Below are 24,995 nucleotides of genomic sequence, written 5' to 3'. Positions count from 1 at the left end.
CTGCGGAGATATTGATGAGCATCTCGAATTCAAAGAGCCAATGGTCAGAAGAGCGCCTTGACCTGGTGAAATCGGTCATTCGCGCCGATGTTGAGAAGGGTCTCTACCACGGTGCCGTGATTCGCGTATCACGTGCAGGCGTGGTTGGTCTGGATGAGGCCATAGGCTTTGAGGATGCTGATCACACCAGAAGTCTGAGCAAGAGCTCGGTGTTCAGCATTTTCTCGCTGACCAAGGCGTTTACCAACGTGCTCGCTCTGCGAGCTGTGGAGTTGGGTCAATTTGCCCTGACCACCAAGGTCAAAGACATCATTCCCGAGTTCATGGGGGCGCCCAGGGAAAAGACCACACTTTTCCACCTGCTGACCCACACTACCGGTATGCCAGGGGTATGGACCCCGAAGCCCGATATGTATCAGGACCGCCTCGATGAGCTCCTGGCTGCAGTCTGTGAGAACGTACACGGTGTTATCGATCCAGGTCTGCGCTGCGACTACGCCCCCGCATGCAACCAGATACTGATAGCCGAGATGCTGAGGCGAACTGACCCCAAAGGTCGAGATTTCCGCAGCATTCTCCATGAAGACTTGTTTGCACCGCTGGGCATGGTCGATTCATGGCTGGGCGTGCGGCCGGATCTCCGTGCCCGAAAAGTCGTTCCGGACATGCGCGGTGTGGTTCCGATTGCTGTCCTGGGACGTACCCAGCCCGGGAAGTACAGCTTGTTCGAGGAAGAGGTGAACGAAGCCCCCCATGTTGGTGCAGTTTCGACTGCATCGGATATGTGGCGCTTTGCCGAGATGCTAAGGCTGAACGGCGAGTTGGATGGAGCCCGTATTCTTTCACCGCGGATGATAGAGCTCGCTCGTCAAAACTGGACTGGCGATCTCTACAACGAGCTTTACCGTGGCGTGGCCCTTCGCGCTGGTTGGGATAACCCGCCACCAGCCTACATCGGGCTAGGCTTTAGCGTGCGTGGCGAGAAGCTCGTGCATCATCAATTTGGCACGCTCACGTCTCGCGAGACCTTCGGAAATTATGGGGCTGGCACGACGATGTTCTGGATAGATCCTCAACTCGACATCAGCTTCTCTTGCCTCACTGCGGGCGTGCTGCCGCAGGCCGTCAACATCGAGCGATTCCAACGCATGTCCGACATCATCGTTGGCGCTGCGGTCTGACTTAGTCGTTCACCCTTTTGCGCGGTTATCTTGCTGGAGATTTCCGCGCTTCTTTTATCTCCGAACGCCGAGCTTTCGCGAAAGCGGCCATCTTCGTATTCCTCGAGCATCACGCTCATTCTGACGCCGAACAAAAGGCCTTGCACTGGCTCGCGCCGAGTGCAGGGCATGCGCTGTGCTCTTTTTGGCGGGGGCAGACAAGCCGACATTTCGCTCGCATCTGTTCCGCGACGGCAAAGGAGGAACCTGCTACTCGAGGTGGGCGAGGGTTCTCCCTCGCGGTTCTAAAAAGGCGTGCGTTGCCTGTGAAGCAGAGCTGCAGGTGCAGATTGTTGGACCAGGCACCGCGTTCAAAAAACGCTGGTTACCTGCATCCTGTTCCGCGGTGGTGGAAATAGGTTAATCGGCGTCAGAGAGGCTGTTTCGTGCGTTCTGACGCCTTCGTAGTTCGGACGCTTGGCCGGGCTTCGATCTACTGAATGATCCCCAACTGCCTGGCGCGTTCCACCGCTTGAGAGCGGCGCCGGATTCCGAGCTTGTCATAGATCTGCTGCAGGTACCATTTCACCGATCCCTCGGTCATACCAAGCCTGTTGCCTATCTCGCGGTTCAGCATGCCGGCAGAGACCATTAACAGGATTTCCATTTCCCTAGTATTAAAGGCGCCGATAACTGGAACGTCCTCGGCCTCCGTGAGCTTCGCCGCTTGGCTCGAGCTGCCGCCCATGTGTTCAAGAACTGTCAGAGCAAATGCGTCTCCTGTTTTCTCGCTAGTAGGAGTGCTCTCCAGTTGTTCTTTAAGCAAGCCTTCGAGCCAGGCACCTTCATCGAGGAACAAGCGAATAAAGCCACCAGGTTCGGCTGTTGATAACGCCTCTCTCAGTGTGCGCTGTGCGGCCCGTTTGTCTCCGGAGAGGAGTAGCAAGTGGGCTATCACCAACTCCCAACGGAGGCAGCTCCTCACGGCATCTCTGCCGTTAAGGTAGCGGTGCCACTGCTTGGCCAAGCCTAGTGCCTCGGGAATTCGATCTTCTGCCTGGGCAACACGTGTCCATGCTAAGGCTCTGGCTTCGTCGCGGCTCCTAGAGGTTGCGTGCGGTGCTACTGTTGCGGCTGGCTCTCCGCGCAAGCCATGCTTCTTACCGAGGCGAATTACGTCATCGATCTCACCCCGACGCAACAGAAGCTTCAAGCGCTCAGCAAGACTGAAGAACTTCAAGCGATCAAACTGGTGTTTCGCAGCAAAGGCGTCAGCTTCATCGAGTAGGCTAAAGGCTTTAGTGGGCTTTCCATCAATCATCGCCAGTCGTGCGGCGGTTAGCCAACCAGCGATTGCCTGATCTACAAAGCCCCTTTGGCTCGCAGAGGGTAGGTATTGGGAGAGCAGCTCGCGTGATTGTTCCAGATCGTCCAACTCGTAGTGGATTTTGGCGAGATGCATGGCAATCAGCGCGGCTAATGGTGAGCCTTTCCCGTCAATCTTTTCAGCCAGTTGTAAAGCCGCATTTAATTCATCGATAGCACGACGCGTCTGACCCGCTACGAATCGGGAGGGACCGATCATCGCTTGGTGGTATATATCGGTAAGCCCGCGTTCAAAGTTGCTGAAATACTCGAGGGCGAGAGAGTTAAGACGCTCCATATCATCGAACTTGAAGCGCTCCCGCCGAGCGTACATCAGTGAACTATAAAGGCTGCCTTTAAGAAGAGGGTGTGCGTCATGATAGTTATCAATTAAATACTGTGCACTTTCTTCAACGTTTTCCAGGTTGTCGGAGAGTAGTGATAGCATCATTTCGCGATGCTGGAAAATGAGGCGTAGCTCGCGAGACTCTTCATTAATACCATTCTTTCTCTCTTTCTCGTCCAAGCGCTGTCGGAGTGTAGAGAGCAGCCTTTTGCAAGTCTCGAACTGCCAAAGTGTCAGAAGCTTCCATACATGGGCCATGACAATCTTTGGATACTCCATCATAGTATCCATAGGGATTTTCTTGACCAGTGCTAAGGCTTCTTCCTTGGCGTCAAAAATTTCCTCCAAATGAGAGTTCATTATCTCAGCGGCCCGCAGATCATCTTGCGCCTGGATCGCATGACTAAATGCTTCGTTAAAATTGCCAGTGTTTTCAAGAACTCGACTTGCGCTGATGTGAAGTTCTGACACCCGATCTGAATATCGCTCCAGTAGTGTGCGATAGAGGAATTCAGAGAATAATGGATGTAGTCGGAAGTCCCGATTTTCGTCATCCAATGGGAGTAGAAAAAGCCCTTGGGAAAGACACTGAAGAAGTTTTTGCTGGCCGTCAGTGCGTTTCGTCAGGAAGTTACAGGTGGAAGCATTCAAGGTGGAAAGTATCGACGTCAAAATAAGGAACTCTTGAACGTCGTTAGGTTGATCTGCCAAGACATCTTGAAGGAAGAAGTCGGCAAATTGGCGCCGTTCGCCGCTAAAGTTCTTTAGGTCTTGAATAAGCTCGGGAGTGCGCTTAAGTAGCAGCGCAGCCAGCTTCAGACCTCCTGCCCACCCTTCAAGGCGCTGTACCAAGGACCGAATGTCTTCGGGGGTGATTGCTGTCACTGCGTCTGCCGCCAGCAAAGCGGTCGTTTCGTTTTCTTCGAAACGTAGGTCCTGGCTGGTAAAGTCAGTCACTTTGCCATGCATTCGGTGTCTTGCGACTGACAGACATGGCTCGCCACGAAAGGAGAGTACAAATCGTACTCCTTGCGGAGTGTGGTCGATGAGCATGGAGAGGAGACGCACCGAGTCGGTGCCTGCCAAATGGTGAACATCATCCAGAAAGAGGTACAGCGGGGATTCTTCGCTGGCCTCAATCAGGGCCATGGTTCGATTGAAGGCTTCACTTAGTGTGTTGGAGCCAACCCGACTAATCGGGCCATGGATTTGATCGACATTGGATGCCAGCTCGATGGCTGCTCGGAGATAGGCACTGAAGACGGGCAGGCTCTGGTCTAGTGGGGTTATCGAGAGCCAAGCAGTCTGCATCCCTGACTTTTGCAGCTCCTGCTGGAGCTCGGCTAGCAAGCAGGTTTTGCCGTAGCCTGCCGGCGAACTCACAAGCGTCAGCGTCTTATGCGCACCCGATAGTACCAAGCTGCTTAGCTTCGCTCGGGCTACAAGGTTGCGAGCGTCAACCGGTGGCTGCAGTCTGGATGCGATCAGATATATCTGGTTCGGTTCAAGGGCGTCACGGTTGTGCGGCCCTTGGTCCTTAGTAGAGGCAGGAATCATGGCCATAGCTCTTCTTATTGGTATTGGTACCCTCAGCGGAATATGCCGAAGTAATTCTGCAGCAGCAAGGTGGCCTGGCGGGTAGCTCAACCCTAGCGTATTGCTGCCGCGCTAGCCATCCCATGGCCGCGTTGCAGACGTCGAGGCCACATCGTGCCTTCGAGTCGAAAGCCCCGTGAGCAGGTTTCCCAATTGCTCAAGCGCTGCTGTCTCGTGCGGTCGTCAACCGCGGGTTTAGCGATCTAATCCGAAGAAAGAATTCTATCCAGTGGCGAGTCGAGCTGTGCGTCAAGGGCACGAACAGCTTCAACCAGTTCTCTGGTGGCTTGAGGGCCAAAGCGAACCTGTAGTGTGCGCCGCTGATTGCCTGGATGTGGATTTGTGTAGACGATCTGCAGCTCTCGCTCGTTGACGTCGAACCGAATATCCGACGTTGCTTGTATGTTTGCGACGGTGAAAATCATTCCAATATCCACTGGTTTGGGGGCTGAGTGGGCACCATGTGATGAAGCGCGCCCAACCAATAGTCGTTGCCCTGACTACAGAGGCGCGGTTGATCAAACTCTCCAATCTCTTGGTGGCGAGCCCTGTTCGTCCAAGATGGCAGAAGGGTGTGCTGCCTCAGGATCGAAATGATCCTATCTTTGGATGGCCGTAGAAGATGGATGCCCGGCGGTTTGCTGGCCTGTCTCGGACCGCGAAAGCTAAATCCGAAATTGCTGAACCAATTGTTGGAGCTCCGTGCCCAAGCGAGTCAGCTCAGTGCTGGCTAGCGCGACACGTTGGGTGGCATCGGCGCCTTGGTTAGCAACACTGCGAACATTCTCGACGTTCAGGCTTATCTCCACCGCAACGGTACTCTGCTCTCCGGCAGCGGCGGCAATTTGTCCGTTAAGTAGCTCGATGCTGCTTACCGCCGAGGTGATACGGTTGAGTGACTGCCGTGCCTGTTCACCGTACGCCACTGCCTGGTTGCTTAGCTCGGAGCTCTCGGTCATTTGCTGTAGAGCACGCAAGGAAATACCTTGCAGCTCTGCGACAAGAGCTTCGATCTCGTGTGTCGACTCTTGAGTTCGCCGTGCTAGGGCCCTGACTTCGTCGGCCACTACCGCGAAGCCACGCCCCTGCTCGCCGGCACGAGCCGCCTCAATCGCCGCATTGAGTGCTAACAGATTGGTCTGCTCAGCCACCATTTTGATGACGTCCAACACGCCACCTATGCGCTCACTGCTTTGGTGAAGGTCCCTAATTACATCAGTGGATGACTTCACGTCGTTGGCAAGGCGGCCGATTTGCTCCGCGCTTTTACGCACTACATGCTCGCCCGCTTCGGCGTGCTTGTTTGCATCTGCGGCTGCTCCGGAAGCATTCTCTGCATAGTTGGCGACCGCCTCGGCAGAGGTCGCCATCTGGCGCGTGGCGTTAGCCGCTAGCGTTGTCTGGCGTTGCTGGTCAAGCGCTCCGTCGCTACTTTGTTGACTGGCTTCCTGTAACGCACCCGCTGCACCACGCAGTTGATCCACGCCATCCAGGATCCGACGTATGAGCTCGCGCAGGTTGGAGGTCATGCCCCCCATCGCTCGGTAAAGCTGACCGAGTTCGTCGCGCCGCTCTGTTGTGATGTTCTGGCTGAGGTCTCCAGCGGCTATGCGTTTGGCGAGGTCCAGCGTCTGATGGAGAGGTGGCAGGATCAATTGGCGGATCCCCCATCCTGCCAGCAGTGCAAGCGTGAGAATGACGCCGGCGCTGACAACCAGCAGATGCAGAATGGTGTCAGCATAGTTTTCCAGCCAGTCTCGATGGCTATTCAAGGCCTCATTGGCGCCCTGCAATACGCGGTCGGCCAGCTCTTGCATTTGCATTGCGCTGTGCTGGTTGGCTGCGCGGCTTTCACTGTATCGCTTGAAGGCCGAGTGGTAATTGGTAAGGGCTTCTTGTGCTGCCTGGAGGATGTCCTGGTGGTCCTCGCCAATCCGGCCCCGAAGCCGCGACACATCTGCCTCGGCATCGCTCATTATCTCCTTCCAAGCGGAGAGTTCTTGCTTATCGTCCCACTGAACATATCCAAATTCATAGCCCCGCATTTGCAGGAGCAGGCGCAATAGCGTCGAAGAGTTTTCTGCAAACGTTAGGGTGTTTGGATCTAGTTCGCCTTGACCGTTCACTGATTCCCGTAAAGCACTGAACATGTCTAGCTCTACGAACTCAAGTTGAATTCGAGCGTTGTCGGCTTGTTTCTGCATTTCGGCTAACGCTAAGTCTGATTGAGTCTTAGTTGCGTGGAAATGGTCAAACTGCTCTCGATAGGCACGAGCATTGAGTCGAATTTTTTTCAATTGCTCATGGTTAACTGTACTTCTGTCTTCCAGGATTTCGTTGACTCGAATGTCTAGCTTGGAGAGCTTGAGCTCTAGGAGGTCAGCGTTCTCTTGTTTGCCCGTCAGAGAGAAGTCTTTCTCGGCTCCACGAGCTTCCTGCAGAAGCAGGTTTAGTTCACCGATTGCTTGGCTCTGTCTATTGCCATCCAGTAGAAGATCGGCTGTCTTTAAGGCCATGGCAATTGCCGCGATGGAAAGCAATGAGACCAAGCCGAAGGCCAGCATCATTTTTTTGCCAACGTTTAGATCTGCGAGAAATAATATGGCGCGTTGCAGCATCTTATTATCCTTCTGGCTGCTTTAAGAGAGAGCTTTTAATGGGCCTGGAGTCGAATGCAAAGCCCGTTAAAAGGCACTAGTTAGTGGTGGGTGGAGCGCAGTAAATTTATTGAGTGAAGCAATACATGATTCGATTTAATCTCCTGCAGTGATTTACCTCAATTTATTGTGCGGTCAGGTTCTGCTTGTCTAACAGGCGGATCACCTGCCGAAAGATAGTGCTTTCCGGCGTTGGCTTTCTTCTCCCGCATATCGAGGATCTCTGCAGCGTGAAGGCCACACTCTTAGTTATGTCGCCATATCTGCCGGTTCAGGCGGGGCCTACTGCTGTTTCGTCCCGGGCAGGAGAGGGAGGCTCAGTTTCATTGTGGTCGGCGTCGGCTGTGGTGGCGCCCCGTTTGTTGGGGGGGAAGCTGCTGGTTAGGTGGCGCCGTGTACGACGCTGCTCCTACTTCCCATCAGATAGATGGGGCGATCTACACCACCGGAATACGAGCGAGCGAGGCGCTCGGTCAGGTGATCGCGGGCAGGGCAGATTGAGCAATGAACTCTCCATTAAGGACAGGGTGACCGCTCTGGCGTCGGATCGCCTCGCTCCAAAGCCGGCCCATACCATCGCTGTGCGAACGGTCGTGGCTTCTGCGCGACATTGCCCATCAGGAGCTTTTAACGCCGCTGGGTATACCTAGCCCCGGGGGTATCCCGGTCTGCGTGCACGAAGGGGGCTGAGTTGCGTGGCGCAATTTCCATTTAAGGCCTAGGGCAGACCCGGTCTGGCGCTTCAGCCTGTTCGAGGCCGGCGGCATTGCACGCTTCGCCGCTTTGCGGTAGCTGCGACGATTTCAGTCCCCGATTGTTGCCTTCCCGATTGTGGCTCGGCCTATCCATCGATAGGTGGATGCATGAGGTGCCTTGGGTACCGTCCAGACGCGTGCTTGATTGCTCACCGGTTCGGCTCCGACGGAACCACTCAGAAGGAGAGGCCGCAGGGATAGGTGAAGCGATGCCAGCTGGTTGGTCCGTCAGAAAGCTCAACTTTTCTGGGGGGCCGGCGAAAGGCACCCAACCAAGCATCCTCAAGGCGTGAAAATAAGAAAGACCGAAAGGTCGGAGGATTACATGCAAAATCTGCTTTCAAACAAGCGTTGGCAGCTCTCGTTGGTCTTCGCTATTGCTCAGGTTTCTTGCGGTATGGCCGCTGCCGCCGTTTCTTCGCAAGAGGCTCAGCAGCTGGGCACGACGCTCACCCCGATGGGGGCTGTCAAAGCGGGCAATGCGGAGGGAACCATTCCTGCGTGGAGCGGGGATAATTCGCAATGTCCTGCAAATCTCCCGAAGGGAAGTCTGGCATGGGAGCCTTTCGCAGACGAAAAGCCAACGCTGACCATCACGTCGAAGAACATGGCTGAGTACGAGGGGCGACTGTCTCTCAGTGTTCAAACCCTGCTGAAGAACAATCCTGATTACCGCCTTGACGTTTACCCGACTCACCGGACCGCGACTGCGCCGCAGTGGGTGTATGACGACACCAAAAAGAACGCAACCAACGCTACGATTAGCGATAGCGATAAAGCGGTGCACGGTGCCTATGGCGGCGTCCCATTCCCGATCGCCAAAACCGGCGGTGAAGCGCTGTGGAACCACTACCTTTCGTGGAAAGGTGAGGCGGTGGACACCCTCGCGGACCTCATAGTCGTCGACACCAATGGTTCCAAGTCGCTGACCGCTCGGATAGACGCCAGTCGCGTCTTCCCGTACTACGTCCAGAATGGCGAGGCGCAGTTCGACGGCAAGCATTGGCAGCTTTCCCGCGCAGAGATTAAGGCTCCCGCACGTCGAGTAGGGGAGGCTACAGTCGGGACCTTGCCGATGGATTACCAGAACGTGCCCTTCGGCTCCTGGCAGTACATGCCAGGCCAGCGCCGCGTACGCAAGCTGCCGAACGTGCAATTTGACACTCCGAACTTCTTCGTCTCTGGCGTTGCCAACTTTGACGAAGCCTACGGTTTCTTCGGTTCGCCAGAGCAGTACGAGTGGAAGCTGGTTGGGTCGAAGGAGATGTACATCCCCTACAACACCAACAAGCTGCTCAAGGCCGGCCAGGATGCGGCGATTGGTGAGCGCTTCTTCAACCCTGACCATGTCCGTTGGGAGCTGCATCGCGTCTGGCAGGTAGAAGGCAAAGTGCGAAGCGGTGTGCGGAACGCCGTGGCGAGCCGTACCCTGTACCTGGATGAAGACACGTGGAACATCGTGTTGAGTGACCTGTGGGACACTCAAGGCAAGCACTGGCGCGGCGGCATCATGTACTCGAGCATTTCCTGTGATCTGCCGGGTATCGTGGCACTGCCTTTCCAGAACATCGACTTCCAGCAGAATGCGTATGTAGTCGGTGAGTGGAGTGACCATTACACCCCTCGACAGGCTCGACCACGCTCCTTCTATTCTGCGGAATCCTTGGTGCAGAGCGCGCAGCGCTGACGAAAAGAAGGGGGGCAGGCTGCTCCTGTGCCCCCTTCTGTTCGGTATTCAATGATGCGGCCTCGCCGCCCGCGCCGACCTGATAAGAAGAAGCTAGTGAGCGAAACTCTCACTAGCTGAAGAATTACTACAAGAGGCTACCTACCGCCCTGACGGAGGTTCGAGATGTACCGTGACACCTATGCAGTTGCCCCCGTCGTCGCGATTAAGCCTGAAAGTCGCACGCCGCTGTCGGCCACCAGGAGTCCAGCCTTTAACACCCAAGGACTGATCGTACGTCCTCGGTTGATGAAACAGCTTCGAGCTGCTCAGGGCCTGAGGGTGATCTCTCTACGTGCGCCCGCAGGATATGGTCGATCCATATTACTGTCGCAGTATTTCATCGAGCTGCAAGCGTCGGGAGCGGCATGCTTCTGGATCGGGTGTCGCAATGATGCCGACGCCGCTGAGATGCTCATTGCGTTGCGCGATGTGTTTTGTCGCCGGGCCGACCTGACATCGTTGCATGCTGTCCCTGGCTCCTGTCTGCGTAGCGCGATGCAGCTAAGGGACATCAAGACGCCCTTGTACGTCTTTATCGACGATCTGCAGTGCGTAGAGGGCGCAGTCGTTGAGGCAATTGACGAGCTGTTGGAACGGGCGCCTGCCAACCTCCATTTCCTGCTTTCTGGGCGCGGTCAACCATCGCTTCGGCTGGCTCGATTTCGCATGCGAGGAGAGTTGTTGGACCTGGATGTCCACGATATGGCTTTCGATGAAGACGAAATCGCCTGTCATTTTGAGAGTCAGGGGCTGGAGTCCTCCTTGTTTTCAGAGGTGCCGACTCCTGTTCAGCGTATTGAGGGATGGGTTGGTGGTCTGAACCTCCTAAGCCGTGCGATCCGATCGGGCAGTGGTCAGCTCAGCAATCTCACCAGCGTTGAGGAGAGAGCGCTTTTTCAGGAGTTCTTCTTCGAAGAGGTTTTTGAGTCCCTGGAATCCAATCTCCAGGATTTCCTGGTGTCGTGTGCCATTCTGGAGCGTTTGGAGCCCGAAGCTTGTGCCATAGTCAGCAAGCGAATAGACGGTCTGAGCCTGCTTAAGGAGTGCCAGTCCAGAGACCTGTTTGTTTTTACTGATCACCCCAAGTCACAGACTTATCGGTTGCATACCCTGTTTCGTGAATTCCTCCTCACGTACCTCGCGGAAAATGATGGGGCCAAGCTGAGCTATTTGCACCGGGAGGCAAGCGACTTCTACGTGCTCAAAGAGGAATTCTTCAAGGCGTTCAATCATGCGTTGAGCTCTGGAGACCAAGAGCTGGCCGCGAGTATTATTGAAGATAACCATGTGGCTTTCTTCGAGCGAAGCGATGACATCGCTTGGCGAATGGTTGAGCAACTTCCTTCGGCACTAATTAGTCGTTATCCCCGGATTCTGATCTCGCAAGCCTGGTCCATGCTTCATCTATGGAAGTTTGAGACGGCCAAGGAGTTGCTCGCCCAGGCTAGGCGCTGTCTCAGTGATCCGGAGTACGTAGCAAAGTACTCGCCGGATTTTATTGAGGTAATGCGGAGCGAGCTTCTTCACCGAGAGGCGATGCTTTCAATGATGATTGACGATACGCCACTGTTGGAGACGCAGGCTCGTAGCCTTGTTGAGAAATACAGTGACGCGCATCCCATCATTCGCGGCAGCATCTACAACGCATTGCTGTATGCACAGAGGGAGCGCTTCAAGCTCGATGAGATTGAAAGGTTGAGTAACCTGACGCGTGAATACCTAAGTCGGGGTGAAAGCAAACTCTCCATTATTGTGCATGAGGCGGTAATTGGTCCTTCCCGATTTATGGGCGGACAAACCGAGGCAGTTATCACTGGGCTCACTAAAGCGCTCGCTGCAGCAGAGTCGATCGCTGGTGTAGGGTCACCCTATGCAACCATCCTTGCTCTGCCGCTGGCCGAAGTGCATTACGAGCGCAACGAACTGGATCAGGCGCGTCGGCTGCTGGAAATATACTTGCCGCACGTGGAGGCCGAGGGCTTCGTGGATCAAGCGATCGCAGGATGGCTCACCGCAGCGCGTCTCGCGTTCAATGATGGTGACCCAGAAACCGCATTCGATTTGCTCGACAAAGCCGAGGTGGCCGCTGCCAAGCATGGTTTTGACCGTCTGCATTATTCAGCCCTGGCTGAACGCCTGCGCTGCCTGTTACGCATGGGTGAAGTGAATGAAATGATTCGACAGGGCCGGAAACACGGTTTGATTGGACAATTCAGTCATTTGAAGCCGTCGCTGGGTGTGACCACCAAGGATGAGGTAAAAGCACTTTGCAGCGTACGTGTGGCCATTGCGCAGAACCGACTCAACGAAGCGATGGATCTGGCCAAGCATTGGCAGCGCTATTTGGCTAAAGCTGACGCTACCCGCAACTTCCTCCGTTGGGACGTGGTTCACACTCATTTGCTAGTCCTAACTGGCGATGAGCGCGGGGCTCAGCGAAACCTTAAGCGCTCTCTAGAGCTTGCGGCTCGGGGGCGTTTCATTCGCACCTTCTCGGACGAGGGAGCTTGGCTCAGTGGTCTGCTAATGGGAGCAGAGTCAGCAAGCGGAGAAGAAGGAAAGTCCGCCGAGGAGTTCATAGAGGAAGTATTAATTTCATTCCGTGATACAAAAAACTCCGTTGTAAAGAGGGCCGAGCCAGCAGTGGTTGAAAACGTGCTGGGAGCTTTGAATGGGCGTGAAATTGAGATCCTTCAACTGGTTGATGAAGGCCTCCGAAACAAAGAAATAGGTAGAGCGCTGAGTATCACGGAGGGCTGTGTAAAGTGGTACCTGCAACAGGTATTTGACAAGATTGGAACGCGTCGCCGTGCGCAGGCGGCCAGCCGAGCTCGACAGTTGGGGCTCATGCGTTGAGTGCATGCAGGGTTTTTTGGATATCAACGGGATATCGAGCGTTTACTATCTTTTGATAGGTTTTTTAGTTGGTGGAATGCCTCTATCTTAAATTTACCAGCCTTCGGGTTGGTACGTTTAAATACATCGGGAAAGCAACTGCTGCTTTTCTTTCGCGTAAGTGTGGAGGCAAAACAATGATAATAAATCGCGTCTGCAAAAGTGCCTGCGCTGATTTTCTTGAAAATGCCGTTCGTGGGAGCGAAGCGAAGCTGATCAAAGCTGCTTCGCGTGGGGCAATAATTGTTGCGGGCGTAGGGTTTAGTGCGGTGAGTCAGGGCATGGCGTTCGATCTGGGTCCTGAGATTACAGCAGACTGGACAAATACAGTTAAGTATACCGCTGGTGTCAGGACTGGGAGTGGGAACTCCAATAACCTGAACGATCCGAACTCTGATGAGATTGAGCGAAATTTTGATGAGGGCGATCTGGTGATGAACCGGGTGGACCTGCTCACAGAGCTCAACCTGAAATACCAGAATTTTACGTTGAACTTGAGCGGCGCTGGCTGGTATGACGATGTCTATAATTCCAGCAACAGTAACGACTCCCCTCAAACGTTCAACCCATTCAGTGTTGAAAATGATCAATTTACTTCTGCTACCAAGCGCTGGGCAGGACAAAGCTTTGAGTTGATGAATGCCTTTGTCGGCGCGCAATTCGAGCCAGGTGGAATGCCTTTGAGTTTCCGTTTGGGGCGGCACACGTTGCTCTGGGGCGAAAGCTTGTTCTTTACGGACAACGGCATTGCATCCGCTATGGCGCCGGTCGATGTCTACAAGGCCCTCAGCGTACCTAACATCAAGGCTCAGGAAGTGTTCCTTCCGGTAAACCAGTTGTCTGCGAGTGCGCTGCTGAGCGATGAGTGGACGGTGGAGGCCTTCTATCAGTTTGAATGGGAAAAGTCGCGCCTCCCGCCTGTAGGTACGTTCTTTGCGTCGACGGACGTCCTGGACGAAGGTGGCGAACGTATCATCGTGGGGCCCGGTGCGTTCCTTTACCGGGGCTCGGATGATGAAGCGGATGCTCCTCAATTTGGGGTATCACTTCGCTGGCGGCCGGCTCAATACAATTTTGACCTAGGGCTATACGCTATTCGCTACAACTACAAAGAACCCCGTGTGATGACGGAGTTGTCTGGTGGATTTGATCCGGCAACAGGTTCTGTTGGTACTTATCATCTGGAGTATAAAGAGAATATCGAACTGTATGGAGTTAGCGTTAACTCCAGTATTGATAATCTCAATTTGGGTGCCGAGCTCAGTTACCGCCATAATATCCCGCTGCGCGTATCGACCAGTGTCCTTCAGCCGGACTCCTTGGGGGATACAGTGAATGCTCAGGTTTCCGCCATTTATGTCGGCAATGCAGGCATGCTCTGGGACAATATAACTTTTGCTGGTGAGATTGCTGGTCATAAATTGGCGAAGGTTACTCGGAATGGCGATCAGCGCGATACCACTTTGAATAGCTTCGCCTATGGTGCACGTGGTGTGGTTACCTTGGATTACTACCAAGTTGCTCCAAGTCTTGATCTGTCCGTGCCTATCGGTATTGGTTATGTGTTCAAAGGTAGGTCCCCGACCTCGGGGGCATTCGGCAACTATGGGGAAAACCAAGGCGGGGACGTCACCGTCGGTCTGGCTACTACCTATAAGCAAACTTGGCAAGCGGCTATTAACTACACCAAATTCTTTGGTAATGATGATGATAACCGTTATGTCGGTCGTGACTTTGTAGCGCTTACGCTAAGCACAAGCTTCTAGTTTACAGCTTAGGCTGGTCTTGCCCTCGCTTTGCGAGGGCTTTTTTATATTGTGGGTAGTTGCGGTGGTTGTGTGTTTTTAGGGATTGAATAGCGTCTATCTTAAGATAGGTTATGCGATCTTCAGGTCGGTGTAGATTTTAGCCTAGACGCTAGGATTCTTCGGGATCCGCGTGAAGGTGGCTAGTTCATTCGCTGAGTAATGGGCTCGTAAAGATAATAACAAATAGGGGTTTAATCGCCCCGTGGACAAAGCTATGCGTGCAAATAAAAAGGCCTTGCTGCTGACCTTGCTATTGTCGATTACCTGGTGCACTAGTCATGCGCATGCAGGTGAGCGTACTCGGCCCGTGGTCCTAGATCGACCGGCGGTCACTATCAAGCATCCAGATAAAGGGTTTTTGTTGGCAGCGGCACGGGCCGGCAATAGGTTGGTGGCCGTTGGAGAGAAAGGTTTGATCGTTCTTTCCGATGATCAGGGAGCTACCTGGAGACAGGCTCGTGAAGTACCAGCGAGCGTCCTGCTGACCGATGTTGCCTTCGCAAATGATACTTCCGGTTGGGCCGTTGGGCATCTGGGGGTGGTTTTGCACACAGAGGACGGTGGGGAGACCTGGAGCCGTCAGCTCGATGGAATCCAGGCGGCGCAGTTGGTACTCGCGGAAGCCGTCCACCACAGCACTGCTGGCACCGCTTCTTCCGTAGATCAGCCATTGGATGCGCTGACTAGTGCCCAGAATCTTGTTGCGGACGGACCTGACAAGCCATTTCTATCGTTAAGCATTCGCGGCGCAAGAGAGGTCTTGGTTGCTGGTGCCTATGGATTAATGTACCGCACCGTAAATGGGGGGCTTTCATGGACTTCCGAAAACAGTGCGCAAGTTAACCCGGGAAGTCTTCATTTCTACGCTCTTACACAGTCCCAGGGGCCTCTGTACGTGGCCGGTGAGCAGGGCTTGCTGCTGAGTAGTGAAGATGGGAAACGATTCCGGGCGCTTCAACAACCTTACGAGGGCACATTGTTTGGTGCTGTGGTTACCAAGAACAGTGATGTTCTAGCGTTTGGTCTCAGAGGTAACTTGGTGCGTTCAAGTGACCATGGGCAGAGCTGGAGCAGAATTGAAAGCGGTGTCTCTGCCTCATTGCAGGCCAGTGAGATATTGGATGATGGTGCGGTAGTTCTCGGTAGCGATAACGGCCAGATCATTGTAAGCCGAGATGGGGGAGAAAAGTTCTCTCCTCTTGCGCAGTCCAATCAGCCTGTCGCTGACATCCTTCAACTTTCAAGGGAGAAGTTGTTGGTTGTGGGACCTCTTGGTGTAGAAATTGTTCAGCTGGAGGCAAAGTAAAATGCAATTCCAAACCGGGGCATCCTCTAGTTCGTTTAAAGTTGGTGATAGTTCGTTCCTCGAGCGACTGTTGTTTGAGAATCGCGGAGTCATCCTTCTCCTTTGCCTGCTGATAACGGTGTTTCTAGGGTATCAGGCACGCTACCTTGGATTGAATGCTAGTTATAAATCGGTCATTCCCCATGATCATCCATATATCCAGAACTATCTTACCCACGAAAAGGATTTGAAGGGGTTGGGGAATACTCTTCGTGTGGTTGTGGAAAATAAATCTGGGAGCATTTTGGACCCCCACTACCTGGATACTCTGCGCAAAGTCAACGACGAGATTTTTGCGCTGCCAGGGGTCGAACGGCCGTATTTGCAATCACTCTGGACGCGCAGCACGCGCTGGCTTGCAGTAACCGAGCAGGGTATTGACGGTGGGCCCGTCATGCCGGACGCCTATGATGGTTCAAAGGCCAGCTTGGAAGAGTTGCGACTCAATATTATGCGGTCCGGGGAAGTCGGTCGTTTGGTCGCCAGTGACTTTCAATCCAGCGCAATTATTGTGCCCCTCCTTGAGTACGATGCCCAGGTTGGCCAGAGCCTCGACTACGGACAGCTATCCAAGCAGTTGGAGGTGATCCGGGCAAAGTACGAAAGCGATAACGTCGGCATTTACATCATCGGATTCGCTAAGGTAATGGGGGATTTGATCGATGGCTTGGTAGAGATTCTGATCTTCTTCGGTGTGGCAATCGCCATTGCCACTGTCATGGTGTACTGGTTTACCCGCTGCCTGCGCAGCACGATGCTGGTAGTGCTGTGCTCCCTTGTGGCCGTACTGTGGCTGCTCGGCATGCTGCCGCTTATGGGCTTCCACCTTGATCCATACTCGATCCTTGTGCCGTTCTTGATTTTTGCCATTGGCATGAGCCATGGCGCACAGAAGATGAACGGCGTGATGCAGGATGTCGGGCGCGGGCTATCAAAAGTGGACGCTGCGCGTAACACATTCCGACGTCTGTTCATGGCTGGATTTACTGCCCTGGTATGCGATGCCGTAGGCTTTGCTGTTCTGTTTATGGTCAATATTCAGGCAATCAGGGAGCTGGCACTAGCCGCAAGCCTTGGCGTCGCTATCCTTATCTTTACCAACTTGATCCTGTTGCCGATTCTGCTCACTTATACGGGCGTCAACCGTCATGCCGCTGAGCGTGCCCTTCGTAGCGAAGAACGCGCTTTAAATGGCAATAGCGGGCCGTGGGGACTGCTTGTCCGGTTCACTCAGCGCCGTTGGGCATTTGGTGCAATCTGCGTTGCATCATGCCTGGCTATCGGGGGGGCCATATTGGCCTCACAGCTGAAGATTGGTGATCTTGATGCTGGCGCCCCGGAGCTCAATCCGGACTCACGATACAACCGGGACAATGCGTACATCACCACAAACTACTCAACCAGTAGTGACGTGATGGCAATCATGGTGACTACTGCTGATGAACAGTGCGCTGATTACGATACGGTGGTTGCTGTGCGCGATCTGCAGGGGCGCCTGCAGCAGCTTCCTGGAGTAGAGGCTACCAATTCATTTGCCGACCTAGTGCGTCAGATGGGGGCGGCTTTCAATGAAGGTAGCTTTAAATGGGCTGAGATCGTCCCTAATCAGGTAGTGCTCAACACTGTTATGACTCAGGCCACGCGTGGGTTGTTCAATGGTGATTGCAACATGCTCACGGTCTACGCTTACCTGCGCGATCACAAAGCTGAGACTTTACAGCAAGCTGTAGAGGTGGTTGAGCGCTTCGCTGCAGAGTCAAACACTAAGGAAGTAAAGTTTTTGCTGGCGGCAGGTAACGCTGGGATCGAGGCAGCCACTAATCAGGTGGTTAAAAAAAATAACTACCTGATGCTTTTGGGGGTGTATGTCGCGGTTATAGTTCTGAGCCTAATAACGTTCAAATCGTGGCGGGCGGTATTGGTAGCGATATTGCCGCTTGCGCTGACTAGTATATTGGCTGAAGCTCTGATGGTGCTCGTAGGGGTAGGGCTTAAGGTTTCCACATTGCCAGTTACTGCGTTGGGCGTGGGGATCGGTATCGACTACGCACTATATATTCTTAGCATAATGCTGCTCTGGTTGAGGATGGGGTATAGCTTAGAAGAAGCGTATGCACGTTCACTGATGTTTGTTGGCAGGGTGGTGTTGCTGACTGGTATGACGCTAGCTGCTGGCGTGGCCACGTGGATGTTCTCGCCAATTAAGTTCCAAGCTGATATGGGTTTGTTGCTGGCGTTTATGTTCCTCGTTAATATGTTTGGTGCATTGATCCTACTTCCGAGTCTAGCGGCTTTCCTCCTGAAACCGAGCAAGGTAGCTAAGGAGAAAGTTGAGGCGGACATTCGGCTTAAGGAAAAGTGCGAAGCTGTATGATTGGCTCCTAAAAGTGTCACCCTTTGAACCCACTCCGGTGGGTTCTTTTTTATACAGGGGACCATGTGGGGCGTAGTTAAAGTCTCCACGGTTCAGAGCTGGGATATGAGCTAAACAGCGGTGTGACCAGGTCTAAGAGCGCGCGCCTGCATTGGCCCTTCGCACCACTCCCATGAAAGTCTCCTCTGGCTCCGCATTACTATCTTGCGATAGGTACTGCGTTGGCTGTCCCTTCCTATTCTCCAGATTGCAGCATCTCTCTGTGAGCCGGAACCTCTTATTACGAGTGTTTCTCTCCAGCACCTCCATCAATTGAGTCACAACTAGCCGCCATGACCCAGCCTCGACCTCCAGCACTCGCTCAGCATTTTCCTGATACCCATATGCGGAATTTCAGCTCTCTGGAGTTGACGCGGTTCAGTTTTGATACCCGTTGTAAACAGTTGCAGCCCCCGGCAGATATGCAGGTGGAGCGGGTTAACCTGAACGGTGTAAGTGCGATGTGGGCCATCCCAGAGGACTACGTCGGGTCCAGGACACTCGTATACGTGCATGGTGGAGGGTTTGTGTTGGGATCTGCCGAGGCCTTCGTGGGGCTGGCCGGCAATCTGGCTCTGCAGGCGGGTGCACGGGCGTTGATCCTTGACTATCGTTTGGCACCCGAACACCCATTCCCGTCTGCACGCGAAGACATTCTTGCTGCTTACCATGCGCTTCTTGGCAATGGTATTGCTGCGGAAGAAATAGTGTTCGCAGGAGATTCGTCAGGGGCGAATCTGATTCTTTCGTTGCTGGAAGATGCTAAGTGCCAATGTCTACCTTTGCCCGCAGCGGCACTTCTTATATCGCCTTGGGTCGACCTCAGTTTGCAGCACGAGAGCTTCACGACCAAAGCAGCTAGCGACATTTGCCTTACCCCAGAGTGGCTGGCGAACTGCGCCTCTCTTTACTTGGGAGAGATTTCCGCGGTAGATCCAAGAGTGTCAGTGCTGCAGAACAGCATGATCGGATTGCCCCCCATGATGATACAGGTGGGCTCAAACGAATTGCTTCTCGATGACTCGCTTAGGCTGGCAAGGCACGCAGGTGGGATGGGAGTGCGGGTGAGATTGGACGTGTGGCCGAATATGTTCCATCTCTGGCACAACCATGCGTCAGAGTTGGAGGAGGGTGATGCTGCCTTGCTCCAGGGGGCGGAGTTCCTAGCCGCGAATCTGCCTTAGCCTTCCGGTGGCATTGTACGAGCATCGGGAAAGAGTCAAAGACAGAGGATAAGGACACGGCCAGTATGAAGACCGTGCCCTTTCTCCATCGTGCGGGCTTGCAAGGCGAACTAGAAACTCAATGTGGCAACGTCTGCACCAATTCTACCGCTTGCCGTCATGCCAGGGGCCAAGTGGAAGTCGTACGAGATAGCTGGTACTTCAGGGTGGGGAGCGTTGTTGTCCAGGGTTGGGGTCACGATCAGCGTGGTTGAACTCACTCCGAAGACTGCGTCGTCATCGATGTAGCAATCCCCAGCTATGTAGAGGGCGGTTACGAGCTCTTTGTGCTCGGGGGCGCTGATCAGGTAGTGGATATGAGCTGGTCGGTACCCATGGCGACTTTGGGCATCTAGCATGCGTCTTACCGGCCCGTCGTCAGGTAGCGGGTAGCTTTTCGGCATGACCGTGAAGGCATGGTAACAACCGTTCTCGTCAGTGCTGTAGACGCCCCGCGTATCCATTTCCTGTCCGCGCTGAATGTCATAAACCCCTTCTGAATCGGTCTGCCAGATCTGCACTGTGGCATTTGGGATCGGATTTCCATCTGTATTCAGGATTCGGCCATAGAGCTGAAGCTGGGGGCCATTGCAGCGGCGTGCCATTGATTCACCGGCCTGGTAGTTCGGTGCATTCTCCCGATAGAACGGACCGAGCAGACTGCTTTCGGTGGCTTGGTTTACCCCACTCCCATCCTGAAGCAGATTAACGATAGTGCTCAGACCGAGGGCATCCGAGAGGAGGATGAACTCTTGTCGATCGCTATTACACATTTGACCGGTCGCTGTGAGAAATGCGATTCCAGTCAACCATTCTTCAGGTGTCAGGTTTGCTTCAATGGCAAATGCATGCAAATGTCGAACTGCGCATTCCATCAACGTGCGTAGGCGTGTGGAGGGTGTTGTAGACATCTGTGCAATGACTGAGTTTGTCAGTTGAGATAATCGTTCATCACCGAGAGTGGTAGTCATCTTGTTATGGTCCTCTTGTGATACTGAGCTTGGAGAGCTCTTAATAATAACTTCTCGGATTTATCAAATGTTCGGCAGGTTTCATCTGTGAACTATCAGAATGAATTGTTTGCGCCTTGGCTGACGATGGAAGATTCGAGGCGAGCGGCGTACGAGACCTGCCGAGGAATGAATGCCGGGGGAGACCCCGGCATAAATGGCGTTAATTTCAGACGGTTTGCGCTGAAGGAAGGCCGGTGACGTCGATTCGACGATTGTCCTTCTTGTAGGGGGCAGGCGCGACGCGGGCGCGGATGTGCTTCTGACGGGTGCCGGGATGGCCCCAAACCACTACAACCTCCGTACCTGGGGTCGCGTACTCTTGGTCGATAACACACAACGACAGCATTTCGCGGAAGGTGTAGCTGTAGCATCGCGAGCTTGAAACGCCGATTTCGTGTCCATCCACTAGCACCTTGTCCATCCATGTCAAACCCAGCAGGTTTCGGGGCATTTCCATATAGGTGTATGGCTCTGCGTCCTTGCTCAGAAACGAGGCTGAAACGTCGGATACATCTTCGCCATTCCAGACGAGAGTGACCATTGTCCGACGTGGATTGGCCGCTTCTTCTTCTAGAGCGGCGCGACCGATGAATTCGTGGTCGAACTTCACGTTCTTACCCCAGCCGAGCTCGAACGGCGTGCGGGCATAAGTTGTGAAGTCCCTGCTTTGAGCACTACCGGCGACAGCAAGCCACTCCATGAAGTAAGGCATGCTCTGCAGGATCACACCGAGAAAGTCGCGTTGATCGTCACCGAACATTGCCGGTAAATAGTCCACGGTCGGTGTGGGGAAGCAGGCTTCGACGTGATTCACCATCTTGCTGCGTCCGCCAAGACGGCGGATGCCATATCGCTCTCCCACCTTAAGAATCGTGTTGTAGATTTCGACACCGTTGTGGCTCTCGCCGTGAAGTTCGTATCCGAGTTCACCGGCCATGCCTTGGCGGAGCACGTTGAAGGTCATGCCATTGATACTTGACTGGCGGAATCGCATGAAGCCGATGTCGCGCAAGCTTTCGCCCGTGAGCTCCTCCAGGAGAAGCAAGGAGTTGGGGCCTTGGACCTGGAATGCGAAATAGTCTTCGGTAACGACTTCGGCCTTGGCGTTGTAATTACCCTTTGCAAATTGATACATCGCCCAGGCGACTCCGGGCCCACTGGTGTAAATGAAACTTTCTTCGGAGATGCGCATCAGGACGCCATCTCCCATTATCTTGCCGGATACATTACAAAGAACCGCATGTTTGGCTTGACCAATGTCGAATTTTGCAAAGCTGTTTACGGAAATTGAGGAGAAGAAAGGCAGAGCGTCCGGCCCAGTAATTTTCAGTTTCATTAGCGGGGACCAGTCGCCGATGAAGCAAGTTTTCTTCCAAGACTCGCACTCATCGATCCAGTTGGTGTATTCCGTGGGCTCAAGCTCGAAGAAGAAGCGTGTGTAAGAGGTGGTGCGAGGGTCGTCCGGTACTTGCGCTACGTGGTATAGAGGCTGCGGATTTGCTTTGCTCATGGTATTTCCTCAACTTTCTTGTATTGAAGTGTCGAACAAAAGGTTCACGGCTATCATCCAGTTACAAGCTTCGAACATAAAAAACTGAGATTGCCGCCACGGCGCGTAACACTTGCGTTATTGCAGTTAACTTGGACAGATTTGAATCGATGAGCAGCGTGTTCTTACGGTGTTTGGACACTAAGAGACGGTGATGTAAGCCCTAGTCCCTACGCCGCCAATGTCACTATCGGTATTTTCTAGTGAAGCCGATTCGATGCAGGAAAAGCTCCGGATGTGCATAGGCTCAAGATAAGCGCGTGGGAGTGCTTAATCCCCTATCCTCAGATAGGGAGAATTACTTGGAATGTTTGTCTAGCCTGCATAGGCATGATAAGTCGGCCATCCCTGGCTGAAACGCTTATGTACATGCGTTCTAAGTAGCAGTCTCATAAAAGGAAATAAATAAGATGATGAGCTTCGAGAATGAAACTGTCTTGATTACCGGCGCAGCCAGCGGCATGGGGGAGTCTCATGCGCGCGCGTTCCATCGTCTGGGCGCGAATGTTGTCATTGGCGATATCGCAAAGGACAAAGGCCAGGCGCTTGCAGACGAGTTGGGCGAACGTGCGATGTTCGTTACTCTGGATGTAACTGATGAAGAGTCTTGGGATGCTGCCCTGGAGCAGGCTCGCACCTTTGGTCTGGTCTCTGTATTAGTTAATAACGCCGGTATTATTGGCTTTGACCCGCTTGATGGCCGCGAGAAGGACATTTTTCAACGGACGCTCGATATCAACCTTACGGGCGTATATCTTGGAATCTGCTCTGTTATCGCTGGAATGAAGGAACTGGGTCGCGGCAGTATCATCAATATTGGTTCCACTGCCGCCGTCCAGGGATATCCTTTAGCGTCTGCTTATTGCGCCAGCAAGTGGGGCGTGCGTGGTCTGACTAAGGCGGCGGCGTTGGAGCTCGCTCACGACAATATTCGAGTGAATGCGGTGTTCCCTGGGGCAGTTCACACGCCGATGACTGCGCCACATGATCTCAGTGGAATGCTTTCTATTCAGGCTATCCCGCGGGCGGCACAGCCGGAAGAAATCAGCCGTATGGTGTTGTTTATTGCGCACCAGGATTCGGGCTTTATTACTGGCGGTGAGTATTTGGTAGATGGCGGCACTACGCTTGGGCCGTTACCTAAAAACTGGCGTGAGAACCATCAGTAATCGTCTTGTTGCCTAGTGTCTCTTGTACAGGATGCATTCGGTGTTCTGTACAAGCGCTTGTCGCTACCTCTAGCCGCCAAGGTAGAGGTCGGAGGCCGAACTGCCCGCCAATGAAAAAGCGCCGGTGAGCGCTGCCCGCCGGCGCTTTCTCTTGCTCCTTTCCCCCCCAATTCCTTCAGAGCAAGCGAAGCCACCTTTTTGGCCATGCCTTATGCCCCGGGAAGTCAATTCTCTGCCCGGGGCAACACCTGTCCATGCTAAGTCCGTGGCTTCGTCGCGCGCCTCGTGGAGGTCGTATGCGTTACTACGGTCGCGGCTGGCTCACGGAATCGAAGGCCAGCCTCGAAAGCCCGGCGGCAATGTGCAATTGACGCTGGAATGCATGCAAGCTTCAGGGATGTCTGCGGTGTAGCGTTGCGGGGTGGTTTGGGCGGCAGCGACGATCAGCAGGATGGCGATGGTAGCTGCGAGGCCGATGGAAATTATTTTTGTTCTCATGGCTATGCCTCTGGTTGGAGCAGGACAGCCATAGCGTCGCCATTTGCGTGTCAGAATGGTCCTATCTTTCGATAGCAGTACTGGCCATCTCGGAATGGAGGTGACCTAGTGCGCAGCGACAGCAGGCAAGTAGGACCGGCGAGCATCCCTCAACGACTTTTTCGATTGCTCTTCTTCATTCGGCCCCTGCATTCCACCGGTTTCTTCACCAGGCAGTGCCAGATTCCGGTAGGAAGTCATCGTAGATTTCCTTCATCAACTGCCTGAGCCAGCGATTCGCTTCGTCGTGGTGAAAGCGGGGGTGCCAGTACTGACAAATTGGGAATGGCGCGAGATCCACTGGGGGTTTCAGGCGTCGAACCCAGCCGTACTCATCAAAGATACGGCCGATCTCTCCTGGTACGGTCGCAATCAGCTCAGGATCATTCTTGATCAGCATGGGAATGACCAGGTAGTGGGGGGTCAGCAGGAACACGCCACGCTTGATACCGTGTTCGTCCAGCGCTCGATCATAGTGCGTGGTCTTGCCCCCCAGGTTGATCACGATGTGTTTCATGCGGGTGAATTGCTCAAGGCTGATCGAGTCCCCGACCTGTTTGTTTTCTCTACTGACGATCGTGACAAACTTATGGAAGAACAGATTCTGCTGGAAGAGTTCGTCGTTTACGGCAAGCTGCGATCCCATCGCAAGGTCAGCCTCGCCCGACTCTAGCGTCGCAGCTATGTTTTCGGGCCTGACCTGCAGCGTTTGAATGGTGCAGTGTGGTGCTCTGCGCTTTAGCTCCTGGATCATCCTGGGCAGAAACACGAGTTCGCCCATGTCGGTCATGCAGAACTTGAACGTACGGATTGCCGTGCTCGGGTCGAAGCGAGCTTGGGTGAGTAGCGAGTTCCGTACCGTGCTGATGACCTCCAGTATCGAGACTGCTAACTGCTCGGCCTTGGGCGTCGGCCTCATGCCGTCACCGACCTTGATGAACAGCGGATCGTTGAAGAAGTCCCGCAATCGTTTTAGCGCGTGACTGACCGCGCTTTGCGAGAGATCCAGGCTGTCAGCGGCCCGGGTCACGCTGCCCTCACGAATCAGAGCATCGAAGACCGGTAGGAGGTTTAGGTCGAGCTTCTTTTCGTTATGAATGCTGCGCATGGGATTGGGTATTTTTGTGATTGTGGTGCATTAGGGTATTCCAAGAATTTCGTTACTTGAAACACCGTATGGGATTTAGCAGCGCTGAACCCGGTAGGTAGACCACCTAGACAGGAGAAAGCAGCGCGGCATTACGTGGAGGATTCACAGGTCGCCACCCCGAACGTGTTGCCATATCCATTCCAGAACGATGCATGGACCTGCTAGCTCCGGTGGTCATATTCGAGGTGGCGGGGGCCAAGCTGCAAAATGTCGATAGATCGAATGCGCTCCGTGTTTTTAGCAGCATGAGCTTCGAGCTGTTGGCGACTCAGTTGCCCTAGTGCT

General features: G+C 53.9%; 14 protein-coding genes and 1 pseudogene. 8 read left to right on the top strand and 7 right to left on the bottom strand.

The window, feature by feature from the left end; translation table 11 throughout:
- The first annotated feature begins 14 nt into the window (after window positions 1–14).
- Window positions 15–1,181, top strand: a complete 1,167-nt coding sequence (locus tag DM872_RS14100; RefSeq protein WP_179060072.1) for a serine hydrolase domain-containing protein — start codon at window positions 15–17, stop codon at window positions 1,179–1,181.
- A gap of 472 nt (window positions 1,182–1,653) precedes the next feature.
- On the opposite strand, the gene DM872_RS14095 is transcribed toward DM872_RS14100, so the two are convergent.
- From DM872_RS14095 to DM872_RS30915, 4 genes and pseudogenes are all read right to left on the bottom strand, one after another.
- On the bottom strand, window positions 1,654–4,428 hold the full coding sequence (locus DM872_RS14095) for a LuxR C-terminal-related transcriptional regulator (protein WP_179060071.1): 2,775 nt from the start codon (window positions 4,426–4,428) through the stop codon (window positions 1,654–1,656).
- A 242-nt stretch (window positions 4,429–4,670) separates the two neighbouring features.
- Complete coding sequence (locus DM872_RS14090; RefSeq protein WP_179060070.1) at window positions 4,671–4,892, bottom strand: hypothetical protein; 222 nt, start codon at window positions 4,890–4,892, stop codon at window positions 4,671–4,673.
- A 240-nt stretch (window positions 4,893–5,132) separates the two neighbouring features.
- Entirely contained in the window at window positions 5,133–5,837 is a 705-nt protein-coding gene (locus tag DM872_RS30920; protein WP_373273714.1) for a methyl-accepting chemotaxis protein, read from the bottom strand.
- 150 nt (window positions 5,838–5,987) lie between these two features.
- A pseudogene (locus DM872_RS30915) lies at window positions 5,988–6,983 on the bottom strand (HAMP domain-containing protein); the annotation flags it as partial.
- Window positions 6,984–8,204: 1,221 nt separating this feature from the next.
- On the opposite strand from DM872_RS30915, the gene DM872_RS14080 reads away from it, so the two are divergent.
- The 6 genes from DM872_RS14080 to DM872_RS14055 all read left to right on the top strand — a co-directional run bounded on the left by DM872_RS14080 (window position 8,205) and on the right by DM872_RS14055 (window position 19,253).
- Window positions 8,205–9,566: a DUF1329 domain-containing protein gene (locus DM872_RS14080; RefSeq protein ID WP_179060068.1), complete on the top strand. Its 1,362-nt coding sequence runs from the start codon at window positions 8,205–8,207 to the stop codon at window positions 9,564–9,566.
- Between the two features lie 165 nt (window positions 9,567–9,731).
- Complete coding sequence (locus DM872_RS14075) at window positions 9,732–12,464, top strand: LuxR C-terminal-related transcriptional regulator (RefSeq protein WP_179060067.1); 2,733 nt, start codon at window positions 9,732–9,734, stop codon at window positions 12,462–12,464.
- 71 nt (window positions 12,465–12,535) lie between these two features.
- Entirely contained in the window at window positions 12,536–14,269 is a 1,734-nt protein-coding gene (locus tag DM872_RS14070; protein ID WP_179060066.1) for a DUF1302 domain-containing protein, read from the top strand.
- Between the two features lie 256 nt (window positions 14,270–14,525).
- Window positions 14,526–15,617 carry a WD40/YVTN/BNR-like repeat-containing protein gene (locus DM872_RS14065; protein ID WP_179060065.1) on the top strand — a complete coding sequence of 364 codons (1,092 nt, stop codon included), beginning with the start codon at window positions 14,526–14,528 and terminating at the stop codon, window positions 15,615–15,617.
- 1 nt (window position 15,618) lies between these two features.
- Window positions 15,619–18,030, top strand: a complete 2,412-nt coding sequence (locus DM872_RS14060) for an efflux RND transporter permease subunit (RefSeq protein ID WP_179060064.1) — start codon at window positions 15,619–15,621, stop codon at window positions 18,028–18,030.
- A gap of 383 nt (window positions 18,031–18,413) precedes the next feature.
- Window positions 18,414–19,253 (top strand): alpha/beta hydrolase, encoded by an 840-nt coding sequence (locus tag DM872_RS14055; RefSeq protein ID WP_179060063.1) that lies wholly within the window; start codon window positions 18,414–18,416, stop codon window positions 19,251–19,253.
- Window positions 19,254–19,363: 110 nt separating this feature from the next.
- Here DM872_RS14055 and DM872_RS14050 read toward each other — a convergent pair whose 3' ends face one another.
- Both DM872_RS14050 and DM872_RS14045 read right to left on the bottom strand, forming a co-directional pair.
- Window positions 19,364–20,263: a dioxygenase family protein gene (locus DM872_RS14050; protein ID WP_179060062.1), complete on the bottom strand. Its 900-nt coding sequence runs from the start codon at window positions 20,261–20,263 to the stop codon at window positions 19,364–19,366.
- 208 nt (window positions 20,264–20,471) lie between these two features.
- Window positions 20,472–21,815 carry an aminomethyl transferase family protein gene (locus DM872_RS14045; protein WP_179060061.1) on the bottom strand — a complete coding sequence of 448 codons (1,344 nt, stop codon included), beginning with the start codon at window positions 21,813–21,815 and terminating at the stop codon, window positions 20,472–20,474.
- 449 nt (window positions 21,816–22,264) lie between these two features.
- Between DM872_RS14045 and DM872_RS14040 the strand changes: the two genes are divergently transcribed.
- Entirely contained in the window at window positions 22,265–23,023 is a 759-nt protein-coding gene (locus DM872_RS14040; protein ID WP_179060060.1) for an SDR family NAD(P)-dependent oxidoreductase, read from the top strand.
- Window positions 23,024–23,726: 703 nt separating this feature from the next.
- On the opposite strand, the gene DM872_RS14035 is transcribed toward DM872_RS14040, so the two are convergent.
- A complete protein-coding gene (locus DM872_RS14035; RefSeq protein WP_179060059.1) occupies window positions 23,727–24,668 on the bottom strand; it encodes a LysR family transcriptional regulator in 942 nt (313 codons plus the stop codon).
- Window positions 24,669–24,995: the final 327 nt, after the last annotated feature.

The sequence above is a fragment of the Pseudomonas taiwanensis genome (assembly GCF_013393345.1).
In the GTDB taxonomy this organism is placed as follows: Bacteria; Pseudomonadota; Gammaproteobacteria; order Pseudomonadales; family Pseudomonadaceae; genus Metapseudomonas; species Metapseudomonas resinovorans_C.
Note: the sequence above shows the minus strand (reverse complement) of the source record. Positions and strands in the feature narration are given on the sequence as shown.